The sequence below is a fragment of the Rhizobium sp. 268 genome, from assembly GCF_036571585.1.
Classification (GTDB): Bacteria; Pseudomonadota; Alphaproteobacteria; order Rhizobiales; family Rhizobiaceae; genus Rhizobium; species Rhizobium redzepovicii.
This window is the reverse complement of sequence record NZ_JAPPSO010000020.1, coordinates 13,744-34,971: the sequence shown is the minus strand read 5'-3', so window position 1 is coordinate 34,971 and position 21,228 is coordinate 13,744. Positions and strand designations below refer to the sequence as shown.

The window sequence follows — 21,228 nt, the reverse complement described above, 5'->3', positions numbered from 1 at the left end:
TTAGCGGTCCGCCGGCCCGCGCTTTGAGTTGCGCCAGCAACTCGTAAGTGCGCCCTTGTGCCTTCGTCGCTTGGCTCCTTCGGGCACTGGTGGGAGCACGCGGCAATCTCCCGATGACCTCGTAAGCCGTTCACCCGGTCGCTTCCACGCGCAGATTTGCGGGTAGCCGACATGCACCCGTCGCTGCAGCATCCGGGCATGCGATCGTGTGCGGTCATTGTCCTGATGGCGCCGGGCCGATCGCTTATCGACGAGAAGGGAGACAACGACAGTGGCACGCAAAACCATTGGGGAACGGCTGGCGCAGCTGGAAGCGCAGCGAAAGACATTGCAGATCCGGCTCAGCAAGCAGGAACGCGCCATCGACACACGCCGCAAGGTGTTGATCGGCGCACTTGTGCTGCATCGGCTGGAGAATGATCGCGAAGTGCAGATCGGCGGCGGACTGGCAGCCTGGCTCAGATCCGAACTGCCAAAATTCCTCACCCGCGATGGCGATCGGGATCTGTTCGACGATCTGCTGAAGCCGCAGGCAAATGAGCCGTCTATTAGCAATATCGGCAACGGGAGTGCGCCATCATGATCCATGCCAACCAGATCAAGACTGCCTTCGCAAACATGATGCGCCTGGCGTCCCGCGATCCGCTCTGGGCGATCGTCGCCCTGATCACGTTTCCGCTGCGATATGCCAAGTCGTTTGTCATGGGTGCGGTCGGCTATTTGCTTGTCGTGTTCACCGTCTACTTCGGGATCGACTACCTCAGACGCGTGATCCTCGGCGGCAGCAGAGGTGACATCGTCTGGCATGTCGGCGACTGGGTGGTGATGGCATTTGCCATCGTGCTGCTCATTCGATTGTTGTCCGTTCCGTTGATCACGCATTTCGGGACTGTCAGCGACGACACGCACGGGTCTGCGCGCTTTGCCGGCCGAAGAGAGATTGCGCCGCTCACCAAGCCCGGCAGTGGCCTGCTGATCGGCCGCGCGCAAGGTTCCGGTCGCTTGCTGCGATATGACGGGCCGGCTCATCTTCTGACCATGGCACCGACGCGCAGCGGCAAGGGTGTCGGCACCATCATCCCGAACCTTCTGACCGCCGACCGCTCGATCATCTGCATCGATCCGAAAGGCGAGAATGCGATCATCGCCGGTGATGCACGCGAGACGTTCGAGCCGGTTCATATCGTCGATCCATTCGGCATCACCGGCAGACCTTCGGCTGCCTTCAATCCGATCGACGGCGTTGATCCAGACAGCGTCGATGTCGCCGAGGATGCGACGACACTTGCCGACGCACTCGTGTTCGACGAACCGGGCTTGTCAGGTGATGCGCATTGGAACGAGGAAGCCAAAGCGCTGATTGCTGGATTGCTGCTGCATGTGATCGCCAGCCAGCCAGACGACAGGCGCACGCTGACCACACTCAGGCATTTGCTGACGCTGGCGCCGGAAGCGTTCCGTGCCGTGCTGGACGAGATGCAGGCAAGTGACGCGGTCAACGGACTGATTGCGCGGGCCGCCAATCGCCACCTTGGCAAGTCGGACCGTGAGGCCAGCGGTGTGCTTTCGGCGGCCCAACGACACACGCATTTCCTCGACAGTCCGCGCATGACCGGGGTGTTGGGGTGCTCGGACTTTCGGTTCGCTGACCTCAAGGCAGACAAGGCGACCGTGTTCCTGGTCTTGCCGCCAGACAGGCTTGCGGCCTACTCGCGTTGGCTGCGTTTGCTGGTGGCCCAAAGCCTGACCGAGATGGCGCGAACCCTACCCTCGCCGCATTCATCTGCGCCACCGGTTCTCTATCTGCTCGACGAGTTTACCGCCCTTGGTCATCTGGCGCCGATCGAACGGGCCATGGGATTGATGGCAGGTTACGGTGTGCAACTCTGGCCGATCATCCAGGACATTCATCAGCTGCGCGCCACCTATGGCCAGCGTGCCGGCACGTTTCTGTCCAACGTCGGCGTGCTGCAAGTGTTCGGCGTCAATGATCACGACAGCGCCCGTCTGGTATCCGATCTGCTTGGCCAGGAGACCGTGGTGTTCAACACCGCGGCGCGCGCGCTCGATGCGGAAAGGACCGGCCTCTCCTTCGCCGAGCAGCATGTCGCCCGACCACTTCTGACGCCCGACGAAGTCCGCAACATGCATGCCGAGACCGAGCTGCTGTTCATCGCCGGCCAGAGGCCCATCGTCGCGACAAAGCTGCGCTATTATGCCGATCCGGAATTCGTCGGATTGTTCACTGCATCACCGATCTGACGAGGCGACATCACCAACGTGAATCGATCCAGCCGGATCGATTCACAAATGTCGTTGGACGCGAGCAACTGGTCTTTGCGATTCTTCCCGCATGACAGTTCAGCCTTATCGTCTCTACATCGAACGCATCGACCCATCGAAGAACATGGCCCGCTTTTATGCGCTGTCGATCGAGCCGAACCTCTTCGGCGGGACATCGCTGGTGCGCAGCTGGGGACGCATCGGCAGCCGCGGGGAGCAGAAGATCAATATCTTCGACAACGAGGCAAAAGCCGTCGATCTCCTGCTCACCCTTTTGCGCAGGAAGCGGTCGCGAGGCTATCGGGTCCTACGGTGATCCGCATCCGCGTCTCTTATGCCTGAAAGAGACGGCTCACGCCGCCTCCTCCTCGTCGAGTTCCGGCTGCAGGGAATGCAGGTAGTCGAGCGCGCGCTGGGCATGTGCTGCCGCCGAGAAGATGGCACGCTTGTCGTTGCCCAGAACCTTCAGCCAGCCATCGAGATAGCATGCGTGGTCGGGGCGTGGTTCGAGCTCCGGGACGATGCCGAGATCGGCGCAGAGAAACGCGCTGCCGAGTTCGGCAATCAGTTCCTCGCGGGCACGATCGCTCCTGTCTTTGGCGTAGCGGCTGAGATCGCGATCAAGCCTTTGCGGCGCGCCGGTCCAATGCGTGATCTCGTGGCTGAGGACGGCGACATAGGAAGCATCGTCCCGGAAGGCATCTGGGCATGGCATCTGGATGTAATCACGCTGAGCGGCATAATAGGCAGCCGATCCTCCGTGGCGGATCAGCGCCCCGGTATTGGCAAGGAAGCGGCCGGCATCGCCGATGCGGCTCATCGGATCCTGGCAAGGTGCGCCGTCGTCAAAGCGGCCATCAAGGCCGGCGATCTGATCGGTATTGAACACCGTGTAGGCTTTGAGGAATGGAATGTCCTGTTCGATCTCGGTCCCCGTCTCGGTCGTCTCGGTGCGGATGAACGAGCTGGCGAAGACCACGGTCGTGCCGGTTTCGCCCTTGCGAACGGCGCCGCCGAGTTCGATGTCGGGTAGCGGGGCAGCGTCGCCGCTGCCCCGCCCCCTCAGAACCGTGCTTGCGAGTTTCCCCGCACACGGCTCAAGCAAACCGCTTGCGATCCCGTACACTCCTCTCCGCAGCAAGAGCCTGGAGATGGCAGTAGAGGTGCATGAGGCGCTGATTATCGAGCGTGCGTTTCCCACCAAGGCGAGGTGCCGTGATGTGGTGAACGCACAGGGCCTCGTCGTTGTGCAGGGTCTCACCGCAGCGGAAGCACATGCCTCCTTGTTCTTTGGCGAGAGCCTGTTGCCGACCGGAAAGCTCGGCATGCTGACGCGATCTTCGCCGCACCCAATAGTCTCGGAGGGCTGGATCATCTGGCGATGCGCCCCCTTTCACAAGGATATGTCGAACGATCGGGGTCCACGCAAACTTGATGAGACGACCGCCGTCTCCGGCAGCATCGCCGAAGACCCAGTAGTCCATTCTCTTGGGGTGTAACTTACCCCAGTATTTGCGCGTGACCCAGTACCATGGCTTTTGCGGATGTGTCTTCCGCGCCCAACGGACCTCTTTGCCAAAGATCCAGCTGTCGAGTTGGGCGAATAGCCGTTTCGATACCACGCTCCGGTAATAGTTGCTCCAGCCTCGAATGATCGGGTTTAGCCGAGTAAGGACGGTGACTATGTTCTGACCGTCCAGTCCTCGCCATTCCCGTATCATCCTGGCTTTAAGCGATTTCACCGATTTCCGGGAAGGCTTGATCAACAGCTTCCAGCCCCATCGGGTTTCCGGACTCCGATATTGGCGGATGTTGAAGCCGAGGAAGTCGAACCCATCGGATAGATGCACTATCCGCGTCTTCTCGTCTGAGAGGACAAGGCCCCGCGCTGCCAGCCAGGCGGATAGTTCCACCCGAGCCTGACACGCATCTTCTTCGCTATCGCAGAAGACGACAAAATCGTCTGCGTAGCGGATCAAACACCGCTTGCCGACATTGTCGCCGCGGGTGATGTATTTCACACCAACCGCGGCCTCCATGCCGTGCAGGGCGATGTTGGCGAGCAGAGGACTGATCACGCCACCTTGCGGCGTACCACTATCGCTGTCGTGAAAGACCCCGCGCTCCATGTACCCCGCTTTCAGCCACTGACGAATGAGCTCCTTTGCAGGGAACCCTTCGATGGCGTTGAGCAGGAATTCATGGTCGATGTTATCGAACGCCCCTTTGATGTCAGCATCGAGAACCCATCGGCGGCGGCGCACTGGTGCGGCGACATTGTAGATTCTCGCTATGGCATCGTGGCATCCCCGTCCCGGCCTGAACCCATAGCTGCAAGGCTCGAAGCGTGCCTCCCAGAAGGGTTCGAGCGCGTTTTTCACCCGCGCCTGCAAAGCTCGGTCACGGATGATTGGGATTCCAAGGGGGCGCAGTTTCCCGCCTGCCTTCGGAATATACACCCTACGCGCTGGCGCTGCTTGCCACGGCTGAACCGACATGAGGCTGTCGGCCAACTCGTTGCGAGCCTCGACGGTCGTCGTGACGATGCCGTCTACGCCAGCAGTGTATTTTCCCTTGTTCTCCTGAGTGACCTGTCGCACGCTTTTCAGCGTGTTTGAGTAACTCCGAAGCATCAGGTTCTGTAAAGAACGCACCTTGGCAAGGTCGTTCTCACGGGACGCCCGGAAGATGCGCTGTCTCAGATTGCGGACGCGCCGATTGACTTGCCGCCAGTTGACGGCATTCCAGTCGGTCTGTCCCTTGGTTCCGTTTGCAGAAGAATTCCGCACCTAACTTTTCCCTCGGTTAGCAATCATCACAACGTCTTCAGGCGGTTCACCAAACCCACGTCAGCAGCCTTTCGGCTTGAGCATTGCTCTATCCGGCAGGTTATGGATTCCCTTGATCTTTCGATCTGCCGGCATTCGCTTCTTGGGTCTTCCTGTTCCCGCTGGGCATTCAGCTTCCCTTGCGGTCGGCCTACCGGCGTTGCCACCGGTTCCCATCGGGGTTTCCGTGTTCCACATGAAGGAGATGCGGTCGGGGCGGGCGCTCTCAGTACGCCGGGGCGCGGTGTTCGCGGTGGGGCCAAGCTCACCCCAGTTCGCATTTGCCCAGCTCGGCCGTGTCAACCAACGGTTACGGCCTTACTACCTCACGGCGCGTTTCCATGAGAATTCACTCGCGTTCGCCCTTCCGACCTTCGCCTCGCCCGACAAAATGCGTTGGCTGCATTTCCATCTTGGGCTTTCATTCCCGCTTCACACCACGCCGTTACCGACGTCGCATGGGGAATGTGGCGACAGAGTTGAACACTACTCATGGACCCATGGGGTCACTCCTTTCATGCGACTTTCACGTCGCACTGCCTGGCGAAACGTCATCCAGCGTGATGAGGCAAAGCCGCGGGAGATGGCTTCCGACCACAGCAGCAGGACGTTGATCCCGGTGTAGGGTTGGCCGTTGTGGCGCAGTGGCCGGCTGATCTCGGCCGTTGCATGTCCCGTCGTCCAGGGTCTGGTCCATGGCCGCACGCCCTGTTTGAGATCGGCGATGATCGTGTTGGTGATGCGGCTGTAGATATCGGATCGTTGATTGGATTGCTGGCTGCTCATGTTGGAACCTCCGTTTCGAGGTCGCGGCCATCGCGACCTGCTACGGCGGTCCGAAAGCCGGGCTGCAAGCGCTGCCTGCACCCGCAGGGCCGCAACGAAGTGGAGGACGGCAAAGCCGTTGCCGGCGGCGCGAGCCTGGCAGGACCAAAAGCCGGGGCAGGACGCGATGGCCGCAATCAAACGGGGGAGGTTCAGACGGAGGCGGACATGGCAAACCCCGCGAGGCGGCATCACGCCGCTCGCGTCACAAATGAGACGCGGCGCAGCTCGCCTACCTGGCCGGCCGTCCCAGTGACCTCGCGATGTCGACGATGTCATCGCGCGAGGCGGTCGGATCCTCCTTGTTCCAGGCAACACCAAGCCCGATCCTAAAGTCGATGCCCCTCACCGCCTTCAGCTCGAAGGCCCGGTTCGGCAGGCCCTCGGTCCATTCCGGCGCAAAGCCGATGCCAAGGCCGGCCGAGACCAGCGACACCAGTGAATAGGTGTCGTCGCAGCTATAGGCGATGTTGCCGGTCAGATCGTATTCCTCGAACTTCTCATTGAAGTACCGCTCGGTGTAGGAGAGGTTCTTGCGGTTGAAGGCGATGATCTTTTCCGAGCGCAGGTCGTCGATGGCGATCTCCGTCTGCTCCGCCAGTGGGTTTGTCCTGGCGACCGCCAAGAGATACCGTTCATGGGCGATCGAGGAGAAGCGCAACGAGCCGATGTTTTCCACCGGCCGGATGAAGCCCAGATTGATCTGGCCGTTTTCCAGGCCGCGGATGATGTCGCCGGTATTGCCGCTTGATATATGGATGCGGATATCCGGGTACTTGCGGGCGATCTTTAAAAGAAACGCCGGCAGCACGCCGGTGGTCGCCGGATAGACGGTGCCGATCCTGATCTGCCTTATCGTCTTGCCGGCCACCGCCCTGGTGATCTCGGCGGACAGATCGACCTCGCTCAGGATCCCGACGCAGCGCTCGTGGAAGATCTCCCCTGCCCTTGTGAGTTCCACCCGCCTGGTCGAGCGGATGAACAGCGCGCAGCCAAGTTCGCGCTCCAGCGCCTGCACATGATTGCTGAGCGCCGGCTGGGCGATGCGCACCTTGGCGGCCGCCCGGCCGAAATGCAGTTCCTCGGCCACCGCGACGAAGTAGGAGAGCTGGCGTAGTTCCATTTGCACGTCTCCTCTTGAAGCCCTTCATCGCATCATTCGACGATCAACTACGACAACAATGGTAATATGTCGGATATATCCGATGGATTTACGCAATGCAAGATGGTGGCCATGAGATATGGACACTCGCGCTCGCATAGCTTGGAACCTGCGAAATCTCAGGGTCTCGCGGAAAGTCACACAGGAGAACCTCGCTGTGGACGCGCAGGTGGACCGAACCGTTATCAGCGATTTGGAGAGAGGCAAGCACAATGCCTCCATTGATCTTATGGATCGACTTGCAATCGCGCTCTCGATTGATATCTCGGAGTTTTTCTCTGAACCGTTACCGTCCGAAGGCAAGCCAGAGCCAATGAAGGCGGGGCGAAAGCCAAAGGCTTGATCATCCGTGCAGGAAAAGCCTTGGCTCCGATTTGATCTGAGGGATCGTCACAATGTCAGGCGGCAGGTTCTTTCGCGCTTCAATCGCTATCGGAAATCGCAGTGCAAATGAGCACTCTGATTGGTCTGTGCTGTCCGATATGGTGTTTAAGCTCGACTCTGCTGGGAATAGAACCAAACAGTATGGAGAATCTACACCAAGTGCAACATGGGCGTTTGAAGGGTAGGGGATCAGCCGCATTCACGCAAATGCGCCATGAAGACCTCGGCCGGTGTTTTGTAGCCCAAGCACTTTCTTGGCAGCGAATTCAGGTGATGGGCGAGGTCGACAAGTTGCTTCTGAGCGACGTTGGACAGATCCGTATCGCCAGGCATGAAGCGTCGAATGCGCTTGTTGGTGTTCTCGACAGCGCCTTTCTGCCAAGGCGAATTGGGATCGCAGAACCAGCTCCTGGCGCCGATCCCATCTTCCAAAGCCCTGAAGGCGGAGAACTCCGTGCCGCGATCAAAGGTGAAGCTTCGGCGTGCAAAAGACGGCAATGGTGAGAAGGCATGGATGATCTTGTCCATGATCGGTCGCGAGTGACGGCTGCGGTTCTTGATCATCACCGTATAGCGGCTCTTGCGCTCGACGAGAGAGGTGACGTTGGTCTCTCCGAGTTCACGCCGGAAGATCAGGAGATCGCCCTCCCAATGCCCGAACTGTGATCGATCATCAATAAAATCAGGTCGTTGGGAGATTCTGTAGTCGAGCGGCAAGTCTCAGCGGCGTAAGCAGATTTATGGAACCTCGGAAAATTCAACCGTTTTGTTTTGACTCTAAGCCAACCTCTGCGCGCGCTGGCAAGCCAATTATTTTTCATGGTCCACACCCGCGTCTTGCGTAAGGCTTCGTTACACGGCGCCAAAAGTCGAGCACTTAATACGCGGCTAAAAGATCTTCTCGAGTCGGGAAGCGCCGGGAGAGGCTTGTGATCCAGACGCCTGCGCGTTTTGCAACGGCGTCAGGGGGTGGCCGCACCTCTTTCCATAGACACGGCCTCAGCCGCCGCCAGAATGCACTCGCGGTTACGCTGCGCATCCGACCTCAATGGAATTTGATCCGGTGGTTAAGGACCAGGCGTTTTCCAAGTCTTCAAGAGCATCTCAACGAATTTTTCAGCCGCGGGGGATAGTGCGCCGCTCCGCCTTTGAACAATCCCGATCGTTCGCGAGACTACAGGATCAACAATTGGTCGGGTGATGAGGAACGGGTGCTCATCCTGAGGAGTGGCCAGTCGCGGCAGCACTGAGATCCCAAGTCCGGCCTCCACGAGGCCAAGCGAGGTGTTGAGATGGGTCACTTCATAAAACCAGTTCAGCTTTAGATTGTGCCGCGCTAACGCGCCGTCCAAGAGTGTCCTATTCCCGCTGGAGCGGTCAACAACGACCAGCGGGTATGGCTCCAGTTGATCCCATTGGATCGTCTCAAAAGCTGCAAGAGGATGGTCTTTCCGCATCGCCAGGACAAACGGGTCATCAATGAGAGGCTCAAAAACCAGATCGGGGTCGGAGTTCCCCATCAAGTTTATCCCGAATTCCACTTCGCCCCGTGCCACCGCCTGCAGACCCTCGTTTGCCGTCAGATCTCGGATCCGCAACCGAATATACGGATATTGCTGGCTGAATGTCTTGATGACGGTGGGAAGAAAGTAAAAAGCGGCAGTTGGGACGCAGGCCATCGTGATAAGCCCGCGTCGCTGCGCGCCGTCTTTCATGGCAAAAAGCGATCCATCGAACTCCTCCAGCATTCGCCGGACAAGGGGCATGACCTCCTGGCCCATTGCCGTCGGCGCGACATGCCGGGTGGTCCTCTCAAGAAGCGGCGCGCCGATCGCCTGCTCCAGTTTTTGGATACGGCGCGTCAGCGCCGGTTGCGAAATGTTCAGCGCGTCAGCTGCTCGGTGGAAGCTTCTCAACTCAACCACAGACTGAAACGCTCGCAGATCAAGAATTTCGCAATTTATGCTCATATCGCAATAAACCTTCCGAACATTGCATTTAACAGATTATATTTCTTTCCCCATATTGCAACAACGAGCGACATTAATACGCCAAATGCAAGATTGAGGATGCGCTATGAACGATCTGCTCAAGATTCCGTGTGTGCTGATGCGTGGCGGAACATCGCGTGGGCCGTTCTTTCTCGCGTCAGATCTCCCCCGTGAGCGGGCCGAACGGGACGCGGCCCTTCTCTCCATTATGGGTTCAGGCCACCCCCTGCAGATCGACGGCATCGGTGGAGGCAATCCCGTCACGTCGAAAGTCGCTATTATAGGTCCTTCGACGATCAAGGGTGCCGACATCGACTATCTCTTCGCACAGGTTCGGACTGACCGGCAGTATGTCGACTACTCCCCCAACTGTGGAAATATGCTGGCTGCCGTCGGTCCGTTTGCAATCGAGGCGGGGCTTGTTGCGGCCCAGGACAACGACACGCTGGTGCGCATTCATAACGTCAATACCGGTAAGCTGATCGAAGCAAAGGTTCCGACACGCGGTAGCGAAGTTATTTATCTCGGTGACGCTTCGATCGATGGTGTACCGGGGCTAGCAGCACCGATTGCCTTGACCTTCATGGATGCCGCTGGTGCAAAAACCGGCAAGTTACTGCCGACAGGCAAAGCCGTAAACATGATCGACGGCGTGAAGGTGACGGCGATAGACTGCGCTATCCCCATGGTCCTGATGCGCGCGACCGATCTAGGCGTTACGGGTTATGAGTACCCGCAGGCGCTCACTGGCAACAGCGATCTCATCAACCGTATGAACCGCATCCGCGTCATCGCCGGGACCCTGATGGGGATGGGTGATGTGAGCGACATGGTTATTCCAAAACCGGTCCTGGTCGCGCCTGCCCGCAACGGCGGCACTCTTTCCGTCCGATACTTTATGCCCAATGACTGCCATCCTTCACTGGCAACGACGGGCGCTGTTGGTCTTGCGACCGCGGCTGTAACCGAAGGCTCGATTGCCTATGATATGGCAGGACGTCTTTCTGTGCCGACCCAGGTCCGTATCGAACATCCTGCCGGGCGCCTCGATGTACAGTTGGAAATGCGAAACGGTGCAATTACCGCCGGGCTCGTCAGAACGGCTCGGAGACTATTCGAAGGCTTCGCCTTCGCCAAGCCAATCGCTGCAATTGAACACGCAGCTTAAAGACGGCCATACTGTCACAACACATGAAACAGGGAGGAGACCCTCATGCGTGAATATTTTCTTGCGGCAGCCGCGCTCTGTGCGCTGGCGACATCTGTCAATGCCGAATCGGTCAGAATGAGTGTCGGTTCGTACAACCTTAACAATCTGCCTTTTCCAGTGGCGGCGAGCCTCGGCTTCTACAAGGACGAGGGCCTTGACGTGACGACCGAGAACTTTGCCCAAGGCGGATCGAAGGTTCTGCAGGCGCTCGTCGCAGGGTCCACGGATGTGGCCGTCGGTTTCTACGATCACACGATCCAGATGCAGTCCCAGAACAAGCATGTGGTCGGCTTCGTGCAGCTTGCACGCAATTCCGGGCTGGTTCTCGCAGGCAAGAAAGACACTCAGTTCGACCCGGCGAAGCCCGAGACGATCAAGGGCATGAAGGTCGGCATTACATCGCCCGGCTCCTCCTCGGATTTCTTCATTCGCTACTACTTGAAGCAGCATAAGCTGAGCGAAGACGACATCTCCATTATTGGTGTGGGTTCAGGCGCCGCGGCGGTCGCCGCCCTGCAGCAGGGGAAGATCGATTTGCTTGTTAATTACGATCCTGCTGCGACGATCGTCGTCGAGCGTGGACTGGGCAAGATCCTGATCGATGCCCGCAGCGACCAGGGTGCCAAGGATGTCTACGGCGGCATCTATCCGACCTCCGTGCTGTATGCCACGCAGGACTACATCAAAGCCAATCCTGATGTGATCCAGAAGCTCACCAACGCCACAGTTCGGGCGCTGCACTGGATGAAACAGCATTCCGCGGAGGAGATCGTCGAAAAGCTTCCGGAGGACTACGTCTCCGGTGACAAACAGACCTACATCAAGGCGGTCGAGGCGGCGAAGGCGATTTTCTCCGAGGACGGCAAGTTTGTCCCAGCCGATTTGGAGACGCCATTAGCGGTGCTGAAGAGCTTCAACGAATCCGTCGCCCAGGCGACGATCGACCTCAACAGCACCTACACCAACAAGTTCGTCGAGGCTGCGACCTCCAAGAGCGGAAACTGAGGATCTGTGATGTCTTCGCCAGTCAGAAAGCTAGAGGCCGTGACGGAACTCAGACCCCAACCCATGGTCACAATCGATGATGTGACCATGGCATTCGGTTCGTTCGTTGCCGTGCAGAACGTGAACCTGAAAGTTGGCGATGGGGAGTTTCTCTCGATCGTCGGCCCTACCGGATGCGGAAAATCCACCATCCTGAACGCCATTGCGGGGCTGTTGAAGCCGGCACAAGGCAAGGTGTCGATCGACGGCACGGCCGTCCAGGGTGTGCAGAACAACATCGGATATCTGTTCCAGCAGGATGCGCTTCTGCCCTGGAAGACCGCGTTTCAGAATGTCGAGCTGGGCTTGATGTTCCGCCGCGTTCCAGAGGATGAGCGCCGCGCCAGGGTTATGGCCTGGCTCGAGAAGGTGGGCCTGAAAGGATTTGGAGACCGGTTTCCGCACCAACTCTCGGGCGGGCAGCGCAAGCGCGTGCAAATGGCGCAGGCACTGATCACCGAACCGAAGGTCATTCTGATGGACGAGCCCTTCTCCGCATTGGATATTCATACCCGCCACCTGATGCAGAACGAATTGCTGCGTCTGTGGCAGGAAGACCGCCGCGCCGTGGTGATGATTACCCATGATCTGGAGGAGGCAATTGCGCTCGGTGACCGCGTCGTCGTTCTCGCCGCCGGCCCTAAAAGCCGTGTCATCGAGAGCTTTCCTGTCGATCTCGAACGACCGCGTAACGTCGCCGAAATCAAACTCGATCCGAAATTCATGACGCTCTACCGCGATATCTGGGCGTCCCTGCGGGGCGAAGTGGAGAAAAGCTATGCAAGCCGTTAATATTCGTATCATCCAGGTCGTTCTCCTGGTCGCCATTTTAGGTGGATGGCAGCTTGGTGTGACCTCCGGTGCAATTGACCGCTTCTTCTTCCCGGCACCTTACGACATCGTTCAACAGGTGATCTCCTGGGTTAGTGATCCTGGTTTCTACAAGCATGTCGGCATCACGCTCAGCGAAACCGTGCTTGGATACATTATCGGGACCGGTCTCGGGGCGGCGCAGGCGTCTGGCTGGGTCTCAGCCCCTACGTCGCCCGGGTGCTTGATCCGTTCATCAAGGCGGTAAACGCCATTCCACGCGTCGTTCTGGCGCCGATCTTCGTTCTTTGGCTGGGTCTTGGCCTCTGGTCGAAGGTTGCGCTTGCGGTGACACTTGTCTTCTTTGTCACCTTCTTCAACGCGATGCAGGGTGTGCGCGAAGTGAACCCGGTCGTGTTATCGAATACCCGTATCCTCGGCGCCAGGCGCTCAGATCTGCTGCGTCATGTCTACTTTCCGGCTGCTGCGACCTGGATCTTGTCGTCGCTGCGCACATCCGTCGGCTTTGCCGTCGTCGGCGCCATCATCGGCGAATATCTCGGAGCCTCCGCAGGTCTCGGCTATCTGATCGCCCGTTCGGAAGGCAACTTCGATGCCGTGGGCGTCTTCGCCGGTATCATCATCTTGGCGGTCTTCGTTCTCATCATCGACCTTATCCTCGATATAGCAGAGAAAAAACTGATCACCTGGCGACCGAACGCGGGGGAAGAGCGGCCCGCATAGGCTATCCCAACAGAAAATCACATCAGACAGATCGGCCGGTCGGCCGATCTTTTTTGTCGGGTGACTTTTGCTCGGCGTCTAATTGGGAGGATAGCATGGGTATGGAACTTCAACTCTCGCGTCGCTCTGTTCTTGCAGCTTCGGCGACATCTGCCTTCGCAGTCCGTGGATGCAGCCGACGCGATTGTCGCCGAGACGGCGTAGGAGCCCACAGGAACGCTTCGGATAACAGCCCCTGTCGAGATCGACGCCGCCGTGCTGACGCCCCAGCTGCCAGGGCACATCGCGGCGGAGCTCGACGCAACGAAACAACCTCTGCAACCTAAGTCCAACGATGACAAGCTAAGGCCAACAGTGTGCCCGGCGACCTCTATCGCGCTTGCGACCGGACCGACGACTAGTCCCGAAATTTCCGCAAGAATGCGTGGGACAAGCCGTCGCGCTGCCAAAACCGACCTGACGCGCCACTGCCTTCACCTTTGCTCCTCCGGCCAGCTTTCGGAGGGCGAGAATCAGACGCCGTCCGGTCAGATATGGCCCCACGGCTAAGGTGATCGGCACATCGAACTCCCTGGAATCAGTGGGTATGCTCAGTCTATGCAGGTACTGCTTCTCGGCCCGCTTCGCACCGATTTTCCGTCTGTGAAATCAGAAGCAGGCTACCAGAGCTCGACGCGTCTAACCCGCCCCCACGGTTACTACGCCATTTTTCCTGCATGTCTTTTTGGCCATGAGGGTCTGTTGAAGGTGCCCGGCCGAGCGGCAGAGACAATTCTTCAATCCAACAAGCCCCTTTCATTCGAAGCATCAAACTTCCTCAGGTCGCCCGGCATCCGTCCCTGCCACCGCGCAACGAAAGCTTTGGTCTCCTCCGCATCAAGATGAGCGCTCAGCGCCCCCTGATCGGTCCAGCGTTCCGCGATCAGCAGCCTACCCGCCTCGGGATCGTCAAGTGCGGCATTATAAGAGATGTTTCCGGGCCGCTGTCTCGTCACGATCGCAAGATCCTTCAGTTCCGCAAGAAATTTCGAAACCTCAGCAGGATCGATGTGCATATATCCTGTTATTATCAGCATGATGCTTGCCTTACCTGTTGACCCTTCGCTGGGGGACTGCGTTCGTGTGACCTGAGGTCATCAAGCCACCGTGAGTACGACCTTGCCTTGGATGCTCCCTTGCGAAGCGCGCTGATGGGCCGCCGACGTTTTCGTCAACGGAAACTTGCTGTCGATGACGATGCGAATCGTGCCGTTATCGAGCAATCGAGCGATCTCGGCCAGTTGCGCGCCGTTTGAGCGAACCTGTGTGGATGAGACCGTAATTCCACGCCTTGTCGCCTCTTCCCGCCCGGAAAATCCCAGCGGGTTGACGAGGAAGAGAGTTCCTCCCGCTTTGATCACACTTAGGAAGCGCTCCATGTTCACGCCTCCCACGGCATCCATCACCAGATCGAAGTCCTGTGAGACGGCATTGATGGAAGACTTGGTGTAGTCGATGAACTGGTTTGCGCCGAGTTTGCGAAGAAGCGTCTCATGCTTGCCGGAGGCTTGCCGTGGTGCCGGATGGCCCTCACGGGTTCAACCGCATGCCGACACGACTGGCTTCCATGACAAATGCATTTGGGAGGCGGTGGCTGAGCGAGCGGCTGAGAGAGAGTTCGGACGATTAGAGTGACAACCAGTCCAGAGGTCATCAGGCCACCAGCAGCTTGCGGGCCAGCAACGATCAGCGACTTTTAGATCTTGTACGTCGCTCTGAGCACTCAAGGCGCAACCAAGCCGCGTTTTTGTCCCAACAATGTCAGATGATAATTTTAAGCTGATGTAGATTCAGGTAGGAATATCTAAAGATACTCGGACGGCAGCTCCCGCCGAACTCGGGCCGCCTCGCGCCAAGGCTACCATCGCGATCGACGCCGAAGAGCTCATGTTCGCAAGCGGTGTTTCCTCAGACACGGGAGCGTTCGGCTTTCAAAGCCATGTGTGCCGCCCGGGGAGCGCTCGCGGCCCATGAGAGCGTCAGGCCGATGCTTGCCCGCGCTTTGTCTTTTCGTCCGCGACGTCCTCGACGCACTCCGCTTTTTCGGCGAGTGTCCTGCTCATCTCGCGCAAGGATTCCTCATCGAGCTTTTCGATCCCAACGAACTTGTTCTGAGCCTGCGAGGTCAGAATGAGCTCGTCGAGCTTGGCCTGCAAAGCCTTGCCATCTCGATTCTGCGAGTTCTGCAGGACGAAGACCATCAGGAACGTGATGACAGTCGTCGACGTGTTGATTACGAGCTGCCAGGTTTCGGAGTAGCCGAAGAACGGCCCGGAGATCGCCCAGACGAGAACAAGGGTCACGGCGAGCACGAAAGCGCCGGGCTTGCCCGACATGCCCGCAATGGACGTCGCGAATTTTGAGAAAACATTAGACATGGTGAACTCCTGTTGGGCCGGCTCAAGGTAACGCGGCGGTTGAAGCGGTTCCTCATGAGAGGCACGAAGCCGCTTATCGAACGCTGGTTAGAAACGCGACGGTCTCCATAATCTCCAACTGAACCGAAAAGCGGTCTCCAAGCAGCTTCAGCGATGCGTCGTGTGTCTCGTCGGCGCCGCTGCAAACGGCGTCCTTGAGGAGGATAACCCGATAGCCGAGATCGATGGCGCCGAAGATCGCGGCTGTGACGCAGACATCGGTTTCGCCCCCGGTCACGACGATTGTTTGGATGCCATCAATCCGCAGATGAGCGTCCAGTCTTCCGTCTACCCAGGGCGAATAGGTGGGTTTGTCGAAGACCCCAGCGGGCGGAACGAGCCGGCGCAGTTCTGGCAGGATGTCGACGAGCTCGGCGTGAAGATGCTCGCCTGTCATCATCCACCATTTCTCGTAGTAGGCACGCCACATACCACGCGCCGCCGCCCGATGCGGCGGCGGTACGAACCGCGTGAAAATCGTCCTCTCCGGGTAGCATGTGGCAAGTTCGACAACCGCGGGAGAAACCCTCTTCATCCAGCCGACGTGCCACGGGGTATCCTCCGCGAACATCCGCTGCATGTCGACGCACAAGTGGATCCAGCCGCTTTCCATTAAAGCCTCCTTTGGCAGAAACCTGCGGGTTCCCCTCCGAGTTCCAGCCACGGACGAAGACGAAGTGGAACCTTTCACGTTCACGACCGGCGATAAGCGTGTTTAAAGCGAATTGCACTCGTCGCGCATCGACGATCCGAGGCGTCGATTGCGCTTCCAGTTCTGACCAATTTGCTGAACGACCAAAACGCCGGCTCTCGGAGGAGATCGAGGGCCACGGCGATCAACTGCGGGCAAGCGCCTCTGAGCACGGGTTGGAAGGCATCATCGCAAAAAGGCGGGATGCGCCCTATAGCTCCGGGCGGAGCTAACGACCGCGATTCCAAATCCTTCCGAAATTCAGAGGCGCTCGATCGAGGTTGCGCGGATAACGATCTTCTCCTGGCGGAAGCGAGCCTCCAGTTTCCCGCGGTAAGAGGACCACCAGGAGTAGTCGATATCGTCAGTCATCACTTCGGCCATGACAATACGGTCGCGCTCGACGTCCCCACCGTCCTCCCACAGCCCCTCTGCGGGAGAGCTGATCTGCAGGGTTACTCCTCCGAACTCCGCCGTGAGTTCGTCGCGGACAAGGTCAAGGTTCGTCCGGCTCCGCCGGCCATGCGTAACAGGAAGAAGGATTTCGACCAAATAGGGCATGCCCCCAAACTGGCAGAGCACAGGAAGGTTCCGGGTTGTGCGATCGTGCCACCAGGCTCGGCGGATCAAGATAATTCGACTTACGTGCGATTCATCCACCAGCAGATGTTACATAGCCTGCCCAAAAGGCTGATAAAATCTTTCGCCATGGGAACCATTGGCTCTGCCGATCGTAAGGAGTCGGGCCGTGCAGAGATTTGTTACGGCAGCCAATGCTACACTTTAATGTGCGGCCCACCGCAGCCCGTAACTAGCCCCGTCCTACGAAGGCGGGGCTTTTTTAGGCGCCTGAAGGAACGACCTGGCGCTGGTCGCCAAGGACCGCTACGAGAGCTACTGGCTGAAATGGCTTGCGTTTGTAATGACCGGCGCGGTGGACAAGACACAAACGCTCCCGCCGTCGGTCAACATCTGTCGAACGAATAGTGAAGAGATCGGAAAGAAGCTGCTTCGGGAGGGCTTCGCGCACCTGGAGCCCGAGGCATCGGAATGACTGGTGCAACGGATAGTTTCAAGGGCTACCACTAACTGACAAAACCACCGGGCATCAACCGCCGGCACTGTTTTTCGCACCTGGTTCGTCAGCATCTGTAAGGCCAGCTGTCCTAAACAGCTCCGAAAATCATAAAATCAGTCCAGCCAGTGCAGGAACGTCCATGACGGCCGGAGCAATTGAAGGGCCTATTAGGGTTTTCCTTGTGAGAGACGCGCAGTCAACTCCAGGTATCTTGCAACCAACGGGAACTTTTCTAGATCACGGCGGGACAGCTAACCTTGGGGGAATGAGATGAGGCTGGTGCCATTCCACTACGCGGGCCACAACACTCCAATCGTCTTCATCAATCCGGAGCACGTAGTCGCCGTTAGGGCTTTCACCAGCAGCAGCGTGCTGGGAAAAGACGCCTCGCCGAGCTACTATCCAGTGAGAGAGACGATTGAGGAAGTCGTTAAACTGCTAACGGCTTAGCATGTTGAGCTTTGCGCGACCTCGGCTACCGTGGCGGTTACGAACCGTCCGGTGCTATGCCCGAACCTGGGCGAAGGAGCACGGCTCGGTGACGGCGGAAGCCTATCGCGAAGGAGTACCGGAACCACGTCACTCACCGAGTGTTATCTAATGCCGATCGCAAGAGTGCAAAGCCCCTGCCACCCCCTGCACCATCCTCAACAAGGCGGCTGCGGAGGTTCTTTTTTTGCAAGTACTGGACGAAGACGAATTCACCGTCCTTTTCACAAAACGGATCTGGGAACTGTCGGCTGAGAAAGGCTTGTGGTTTGGCAAGGAACCCTCCGACTATGCACCGGCCGTTGCGCGGGCTTACTGGCTATCGCTCCAGCAGAAGGCTTGAGCCCTGAAGACTGTGCCGACGAGGACGCCTCGTATTGGCCCTGAAACACTTTCATCGCCCGTAAGGTGCCGATCTGCGCCCTAGGATCCCAAGCATTTTTCCGCAGCGGGTGCGTAATCATCCGAAAGGCATCGGGACCGCGCGCGAGAGTCCTGCGCCCGCAAGCCTCTCTACATCGCCCGCCCCCGCGCGGTCTCGTCCTTTCCCTCTTTCACACAATTGCCCCGTTTCGGCGGGGCTATTTTGTTGCGATAACAACCTGCGGCGCGGGGACATCTGGCGATGAATCAACCAACGGCGGCTTTCCCGAAAATCACGCTTTGGCTATGTGCCACCCGGCGACGGACGCGCGATCCCGGATCACCTCCGGTTCCGGCGGAAAACGGTACTGTAGCTGACGAAGGCTGTTGACCCTGGTCGACGAGAAGCCGACATAAGTGCCGATGAGCAAGGTGGAAACTTCTTCGGCCGTTTTGTAACCCTCCTGATAGAATTCGAGGGCGGCTGTACAGAGGGTTTGCACGCTCGTCCGGATCGAGTTCGTAGAAGCGATACCAAGCTTGGACCGCCTCCGAAAGCATGCCGAAACCTTGTCGCGCTGACTGGTTGGCATGTCTTGCCTCCTGGTGGTTCGAGGAGATTTAGAGGTGCTTTTGCCGTCTTCAAGGCCCGGCGGAGGGTCGCTCCGCCGTACCGCGTCGAGTCTAGCCGTTCGGCCGAATGACCACCTTGACGCAGCCGTCCTGCTTCTCACGGAAGGTCTTGAATGTCTGAGGCCTCCTTCAAGTCCTATCCGATGTGTGATCAAGAGGGAGAGCCGCGGAGCATAGCAGACGACGCTTGTCTAGCACGAAGTCGGTCATACTAGGAGAGACCTCTCCGCCGGTTGTACAGGGCGAGGCTACGCCGCGCCCGCTCGTCCGGAATCCTTGTGGATACCGGCTTTAGCGCTGGAACCGTGGGGTCTTGCCAGAGTTCTGCTTTCCGACGGAGATGGAAGATGGATCAGGAACGGTATAACTGGATAAGTCGCCGGGCCCATGAGATCTGGCAGAGCGAAGGATGCCCGAACGGACGGGACCGCGAGCACTGGTCGCAGGCGGTCGACGACTGGGACTCAAGGGGCCAAGCTGATCCGCACATCGGCCTGAACGCCGTGGTTGATCCCGTCCGAAGGGTCCTCGTTGTCGATGATGAACCTCTGATAAGATTTGCAGTGGTGGACGCTCTCGAGGACGCCGGGTTCGAAGTTCTTGAGGCAGGCAACGCGGACGAAGCCCTCGTCCTCCTGGAGGGGACTCAGGTCGACGCCGTCTTTACGGACGTCAACATGCCCGGCTCGACGGACGGGCTGGGCCTGATGGCGCGCGTGCGAGCGCGTTCGCCGGGCACGCGGGTCATCGTGACCTCTGGCCATGTTCGACTTGGTGCGTTCGACCTAGCAAGCGGCGTCTCGTTCGTTGCGAAGCCCTATGCTCACGAAGTGATAGTTAGCATGCTTAAAGCTCCCGCCGATTCATCGTGATGTCGGCGGGCTTGCTTTCTGTGAGATGCAGTTTTTGACTCTCGGCCGCGGTTTTACGACGGGACGAGTGACCGTGCGGTCCACGGACGAGTGGTGATGGCGCAAGCGGTCGACGCACGGAACGGGCTTCCAATCAGCACATCTGTCGAATGGTGTCGATCTTTTTAGATCGGAACGGCGGTGAGGAGCAAGATAGTCGGCCGGGCGGCGGAATTTTTAGGCAACCGACGCCGAAATCAAAAAACATTGTGCCCTTGTCGAGAACTGATCTCCTCGTACGTCTATGTCTATTGCAAGTGAGGGCGCCGAACACCATCTGGCACGCCCTTCAACTTCCGAAGGTGGCCGAAACTGGTCGGATAACGAAACGGTCGTAATGGGTCCAGGGAGCAAGCGCATGGACATGAGCGAATTGAAACCTGCGAAGGAACTAGCCGCGAAACGTGTGAGCAGGTTCATGAACGAAACTACGCCGAGGCGAGGACGGCCCTGCTGGTGGAGGAGATCGAGGTCCGACGACATCTCGCCAAACTTGCGGAGCAACGCCGACGCCTGCCTCCGGGCCCGCTCGTACAAAAGGATTATCGCTTCAAAGACGAAAACGGTGAGGACGTACCTCTAGATGTTCGGCCCGCAACGGGAACGGCCCTGTCCGATGTGCACGAACTTCCTCGGTGGAGCGAACGGCAATGGCGCCGACGTCAAACAGAAGGTCGCATTCAAGATTATCGGTCGCAGCGCGGTGGAGCGGCAACGTGCGTTCGCTATCGAACGCAGCTGGCGTGACCTTGGTCCAGGCCTTGGGCGACGACTATGCCCGAGACTTGGGCGTGTTCGACGTCGAGGGATCAGAGTATCCGGGATGCACGGTCTACCAGAAGGATGGGGACCGCGTTCGGGTCTTCTACAATGGCGAGATGCCGGCCGAAGCGGCAGATCCCGGCCAGTATCCAAGGGGGGCGGTAGATATCGCCCCGCTCTGGAACCTTCTGGACATGACGCCCAGCGGCCGCGCACGGATTATCCCAAGCTCAAATACTGAACTCGATCGCGGTTCGGAATGCGGTCAAGGCGATCCGACGCCTTTCTGCTGTGGATTGCTCCCATCGGAGGTGCTCCCCAGTCGGGATCGGAAGTCCGGCTTTGGGCGCCGCGGGATCAGGGGCCGGCCGAACAGGAACCCAGACCCGAGCCGATGCTGGATGGCCTGATGACAGGCCCAGGCTGCCGACGATAGTGACGATGGCAAACAGGATGACGATAATGGGAAACGCGAGGCCGGACGGCTTATCTTCGTGATAGATCATTGATTGCTCCTGCGGCCCGACGGCGCATAGGACGCCGCCGGGAAACGTATGTTAGGCA

Annotated in this window: 17 protein-coding genes and 7 pseudogenes; 11 read left to right on the top strand and 13 right to left on the bottom strand. The window is 58.6% G+C overall.

The window, feature by feature from the left end:
• The first annotated feature begins 271 nt into the window (after window positions 1–271).
• The 3 genes from OS035_RS29075 (at window position 272) to OS035_RS29065 (ending at window position 2,599) form a co-directional block, all read left to right on the top strand.
• Entirely contained in the window at window positions 272–583 is a 312-nt protein-coding gene (locus OS035_RS29075; protein ID WP_331814427.1) for a mobilization protein, read from the top strand.
• A complete protein-coding gene (locus OS035_RS29070; RefSeq protein WP_331814425.1) occupies window positions 580–2,262 on the top strand; it encodes a type IV secretory system conjugative DNA transfer family protein in 1,683 nt (560 codons plus the stop codon). Before OS035_RS29075 ends, OS035_RS29070 begins: the two co-directional genes overlap by 4 nt.
• 91 nt (window positions 2,263–2,353) lie before the next feature.
• Window positions 2,354–2,599 (top strand): WGR domain-containing protein, encoded by a 246-nt coding sequence (locus OS035_RS29065; protein ID WP_097630129.1) that lies wholly within the window; start codon window positions 2,354–2,356, stop codon window positions 2,597–2,599.
• Window positions 2,600–2,635: 36 nt separating this feature from the next.
• Here the strand turns inward: OS035_RS29065 and OS035_RS29060 are convergent.
• The 4 genes and pseudogenes from OS035_RS29060 to OS035_RS29045 form a co-directional block, all read right to left on the bottom strand.
• Window positions 2,636–3,307: pseudogene (locus OS035_RS29060) on the bottom strand (ArdC family protein); the annotation flags it as partial.
• Window positions 3,308–3,380: 73 nt separating this feature from the next.
• Window positions 3,381–5,072 (bottom strand): group II intron reverse transcriptase/maturase, encoded by a 1,692-nt coding sequence (gene ltrA, locus OS035_RS29055; RefSeq protein ID WP_331814423.1) that lies wholly within the window; start codon window positions 5,070–5,072, stop codon window positions 3,381–3,383.
• Between the two features lie 573 nt (window positions 5,073–5,645).
• Window positions 5,646–5,897: pseudogene (locus tag OS035_RS29050) on the bottom strand (ArdC-like ssDNA-binding domain-containing protein); the annotation flags it as partial.
• A 271-nt stretch (window positions 5,898–6,168) separates the two neighbouring features.
• Complete coding sequence (locus OS035_RS29045; protein WP_331814421.1) at window positions 6,169–7,059, bottom strand: LysR family transcriptional regulator; 891 nt, start codon at window positions 7,057–7,059, stop codon at window positions 6,169–6,171.
• Between the two features lie 118 nt (window positions 7,060–7,177).
• Between OS035_RS29045 and OS035_RS29040 the strand changes: the two genes are divergently transcribed.
• Window positions 7,178–7,441 carry a helix-turn-helix domain-containing protein gene (locus OS035_RS29040; RefSeq protein WP_003555700.1) on the top strand — a complete coding sequence of 88 codons (264 nt, stop codon included), beginning with the start codon at window positions 7,178–7,180 and terminating at the stop codon, window positions 7,439–7,441.
• 230 nt (window positions 7,442–7,671) lie between these two features.
• Here OS035_RS29040 and OS035_RS29035 read toward each other — a convergent pair.
• Both OS035_RS29035 and OS035_RS29030 read right to left on the bottom strand, forming a co-directional pair.
• Window positions 7,672–8,196, bottom strand: a pseudogene (locus tag OS035_RS29035) (IS30 family transposase); the annotation flags it as partial.
• A 353-nt stretch (window positions 8,197–8,549) separates the two neighbouring features.
• The gene (locus OS035_RS29030; RefSeq protein WP_331814419.1) at window positions 8,550–9,452 is read right to left on the bottom strand and encodes a LysR family transcriptional regulator; all 903 of its coding nucleotides are present in this window, start codon (window positions 9,450–9,452) and stop codon (window positions 8,550–8,552) included.
• 106 nt (window positions 9,453–9,558) lie between these two features.
• Here OS035_RS29030 and OS035_RS29025 point away from each other — a divergent pair, with 106 nt between their 5' ends.
• The 4 genes and pseudogenes from OS035_RS29025 (at window position 9,559) to OS035_RS29010 (ending at window position 13,281) form a co-directional block, all read left to right on the top strand.
• On the top strand, window positions 9,559–10,641 hold the full coding sequence (locus OS035_RS29025; RefSeq protein WP_331814417.1) for a 4-oxalomesaconate tautomerase: 1,083 nt from the start codon (window positions 9,559–9,561) through the stop codon (window positions 10,639–10,641).
• Between the two features lie 45 nt (window positions 10,642–10,686).
• Window positions 10,687–11,688: an ABC transporter substrate-binding protein gene (locus OS035_RS29020; protein ID WP_331814415.1), complete on the top strand. Its 1,002-nt coding sequence runs from the start codon at window positions 10,687–10,689 to the stop codon at window positions 11,686–11,688.
• A gap of 63 nt (window positions 11,689–11,751) precedes the next feature.
• Window positions 11,752–12,519 carry an ABC transporter ATP-binding protein gene (locus OS035_RS29015; protein WP_442967720.1) on the top strand — a complete coding sequence of 256 codons (768 nt, stop codon included), beginning with the start codon at window positions 11,752–11,754 and terminating at the stop codon, window positions 12,517–12,519.
• A pseudogene (locus OS035_RS29010) lies at window positions 12,506–13,281 on the top strand (ABC transporter permease). The gene OS035_RS29015 and the pseudogene OS035_RS29010 overlap by 14 nt, the downstream one beginning before the upstream one ends.
• A gap of 776 nt (window positions 13,282–14,057) precedes the next feature.
• On the opposite strand, the gene OS035_RS29005 reads toward OS035_RS29010, so the two are convergent.
• From OS035_RS29005 to OS035_RS28990, 4 genes and pseudogenes are all read right to left on the bottom strand, one after another.
• Window positions 14,058–14,357: a putative quinol monooxygenase gene (locus OS035_RS29005; protein WP_331814411.1), complete on the bottom strand. Its 300-nt coding sequence runs from the start codon at window positions 14,355–14,357 to the stop codon at window positions 14,058–14,060.
• A gap of 60 nt (window positions 14,358–14,417) precedes the next feature.
• Window positions 14,418–14,828 (bottom strand): annotated as a pseudogene (locus tag OS035_RS29000) (zinc-binding dehydrogenase); the annotation flags it as partial.
• 471 nt (window positions 14,829–15,299) lie between these two features.
• The gene (locus tag OS035_RS28995) at window positions 15,300–15,698 is read right to left on the bottom strand and encodes a low affinity iron permease family protein (RefSeq protein WP_331814409.1); all 399 of its coding nucleotides are present in this window, start codon (window positions 15,696–15,698) and stop codon (window positions 15,300–15,302) included.
• Window positions 15,699–15,771: 73 nt separating this feature from the next.
• Window positions 15,772–16,350, bottom strand: a complete 579-nt coding sequence (locus tag OS035_RS28990; protein ID WP_331814407.1) for a cysteine hydrolase family protein — start codon at window positions 16,348–16,350, stop codon at window positions 15,772–15,774.
• Window positions 16,351–16,541: 191 nt separating this feature from the next.
• Here OS035_RS28990 and OS035_RS28985 point away from each other — a divergent pair.
• Window positions 16,542–16,655, top strand: a pseudogene (locus OS035_RS28985) (non-homologous end-joining DNA ligase); the annotation flags it as partial.
• Window positions 16,656–16,689: 34 nt separating this feature from the next.
• Here OS035_RS28985 and OS035_RS28980 read toward each other — a convergent pair.
• Together OS035_RS28980 and OS035_RS28975 are read right to left on the bottom strand one after the other, a co-directional pair.
• Window positions 16,690–16,989 (bottom strand): hypothetical protein, encoded by a 300-nt coding sequence (locus OS035_RS28980; protein WP_183780624.1) that lies wholly within the window; start codon window positions 16,987–16,989, stop codon window positions 16,690–16,692.
• Window positions 16,990–18,651: 1,662 nt separating this feature from the next.
• Window positions 18,652–18,951, bottom strand: coding sequence for a hypothetical protein (locus tag OS035_RS28975; RefSeq protein ID WP_183781035.1), 300 nt, complete (start codon window positions 18,949–18,951; stop codon window positions 18,652–18,654).
• Window positions 18,952–19,338: 387 nt separating this feature from the next.
• Between OS035_RS28975 and OS035_RS28970 the strand changes: the two genes are divergently transcribed.
• Both OS035_RS28970 and OS035_RS33620 read left to right on the top strand, forming a co-directional pair.
• Window positions 19,339–19,863, top strand: a complete 525-nt coding sequence (locus OS035_RS28970) for a response regulator (RefSeq protein ID WP_183857117.1) — start codon at window positions 19,339–19,341, stop codon at window positions 19,861–19,863.
• Window positions 19,864–20,260: 397 nt separating this feature from the next.
• Window positions 20,261–20,905 (top strand): annotated as a pseudogene (locus OS035_RS33620) (DUF899 family protein).
• Here the strand turns inward: OS035_RS33620 and OS035_RS28950 are convergent.
• Entirely contained in the window at window positions 20,895–21,170 is a 276-nt protein-coding gene (locus OS035_RS28950) for a hypothetical protein (RefSeq protein WP_331814482.1), read from the bottom strand. The pseudogene OS035_RS33620 and the gene OS035_RS28950 overlap by 11 nt on opposite strands.
• Between the last annotated feature and the right edge of the window lie 58 nt (window positions 21,171–21,228).

Coding starts and splice junctions, on each gene's coding strand:
- OS035_RS29020 (WP_331814415.1), top strand. CDS start 10,687: ATGCGTGAATATTTTCTTGCGGCAGCCGCGCTCTGTGCGCTGGCGACA.
- OS035_RS29025 (WP_331814417.1), top strand. CDS start 9,559: ATGAACGATCTGCTCAAGATTCCGTGTGTGCTGATGCGTGGCGGAACA.
- OS035_RS28995 (WP_331814409.1), bottom strand. CDS start 15,698: ATGTCTAATGTTTTCTCAAAATTCGCGACGTCCATTGCGGGCATGTCG.
- OS035_RS28970 (WP_183857117.1), top strand. CDS start 19,339: ATGGATCAGGAACGGTATAACTGGATAAGTCGCCGGGCCCATGAGATC.
- OS035_RS29015 (WP_442967720.1), top strand. CDS start 11,752: ATGGTCACAATCGATGATGTGACCATGGCATTCGGTTCGTTCGTTGCC.
- OS035_RS29070 (WP_331814425.1), top strand. CDS start 580: ATGATCCATGCCAACCAGATCAAGACTGCCTTCGCAAACATGATGCGC.
- OS035_RS29065 (WP_097630129.1), top strand. CDS start 2,354: ATGACAGTTCAGCCTTATCGTCTCTACATCGAACGCATCGACCCATCG.
- OS035_RS29005 (WP_331814411.1), bottom strand. CDS start 14,357: ATGCTGATAATAACAGGATATATGCACATCGATCCTGCTGAGGTTTCG.
- OS035_RS29045 (WP_331814421.1), bottom strand. CDS start 7,059: ATGGAACTACGCCAGCTCTCCTACTTCGTCGCGGTGGCCGAGGAACTG.
- OS035_RS29030 (WP_331814419.1), bottom strand. CDS start 9,452: ATGAGCATAAATTGCGAAATTCTTGATCTGCGAGCGTTTCAGTCTGTG.
- OS035_RS29040 (WP_003555700.1), top strand. CDS start 7,178: ATGGACACTCGCGCTCGCATAGCTTGGAACCTGCGAAATCTCAGGGTC.
- OS035_RS28990 (WP_331814407.1), bottom strand. CDS start 16,350: ATGGAAAGCGGCTGGATCCACTTGTGCGTCGACATGCAGCGGATGTTC.
- OS035_RS28950 (WP_331814482.1), bottom strand. CDS start 21,170: ATGATCTATCACGAAGATAAGCCGTCCGGCCTCGCGTTTCCCATTATC.
- OS035_RS28975 (WP_183781035.1), bottom strand. CDS start 18,951: ATGCCAACCAGTCAGCGCGACAAGGTTTCGGCATGCTTTCGGAGGCGG.
- OS035_RS28980 (WP_183780624.1), bottom strand. CDS start 16,989: ATGCCCTATTTGGTCGAAATCCTTCTTCCTGTTACGCATGGCCGGCGG.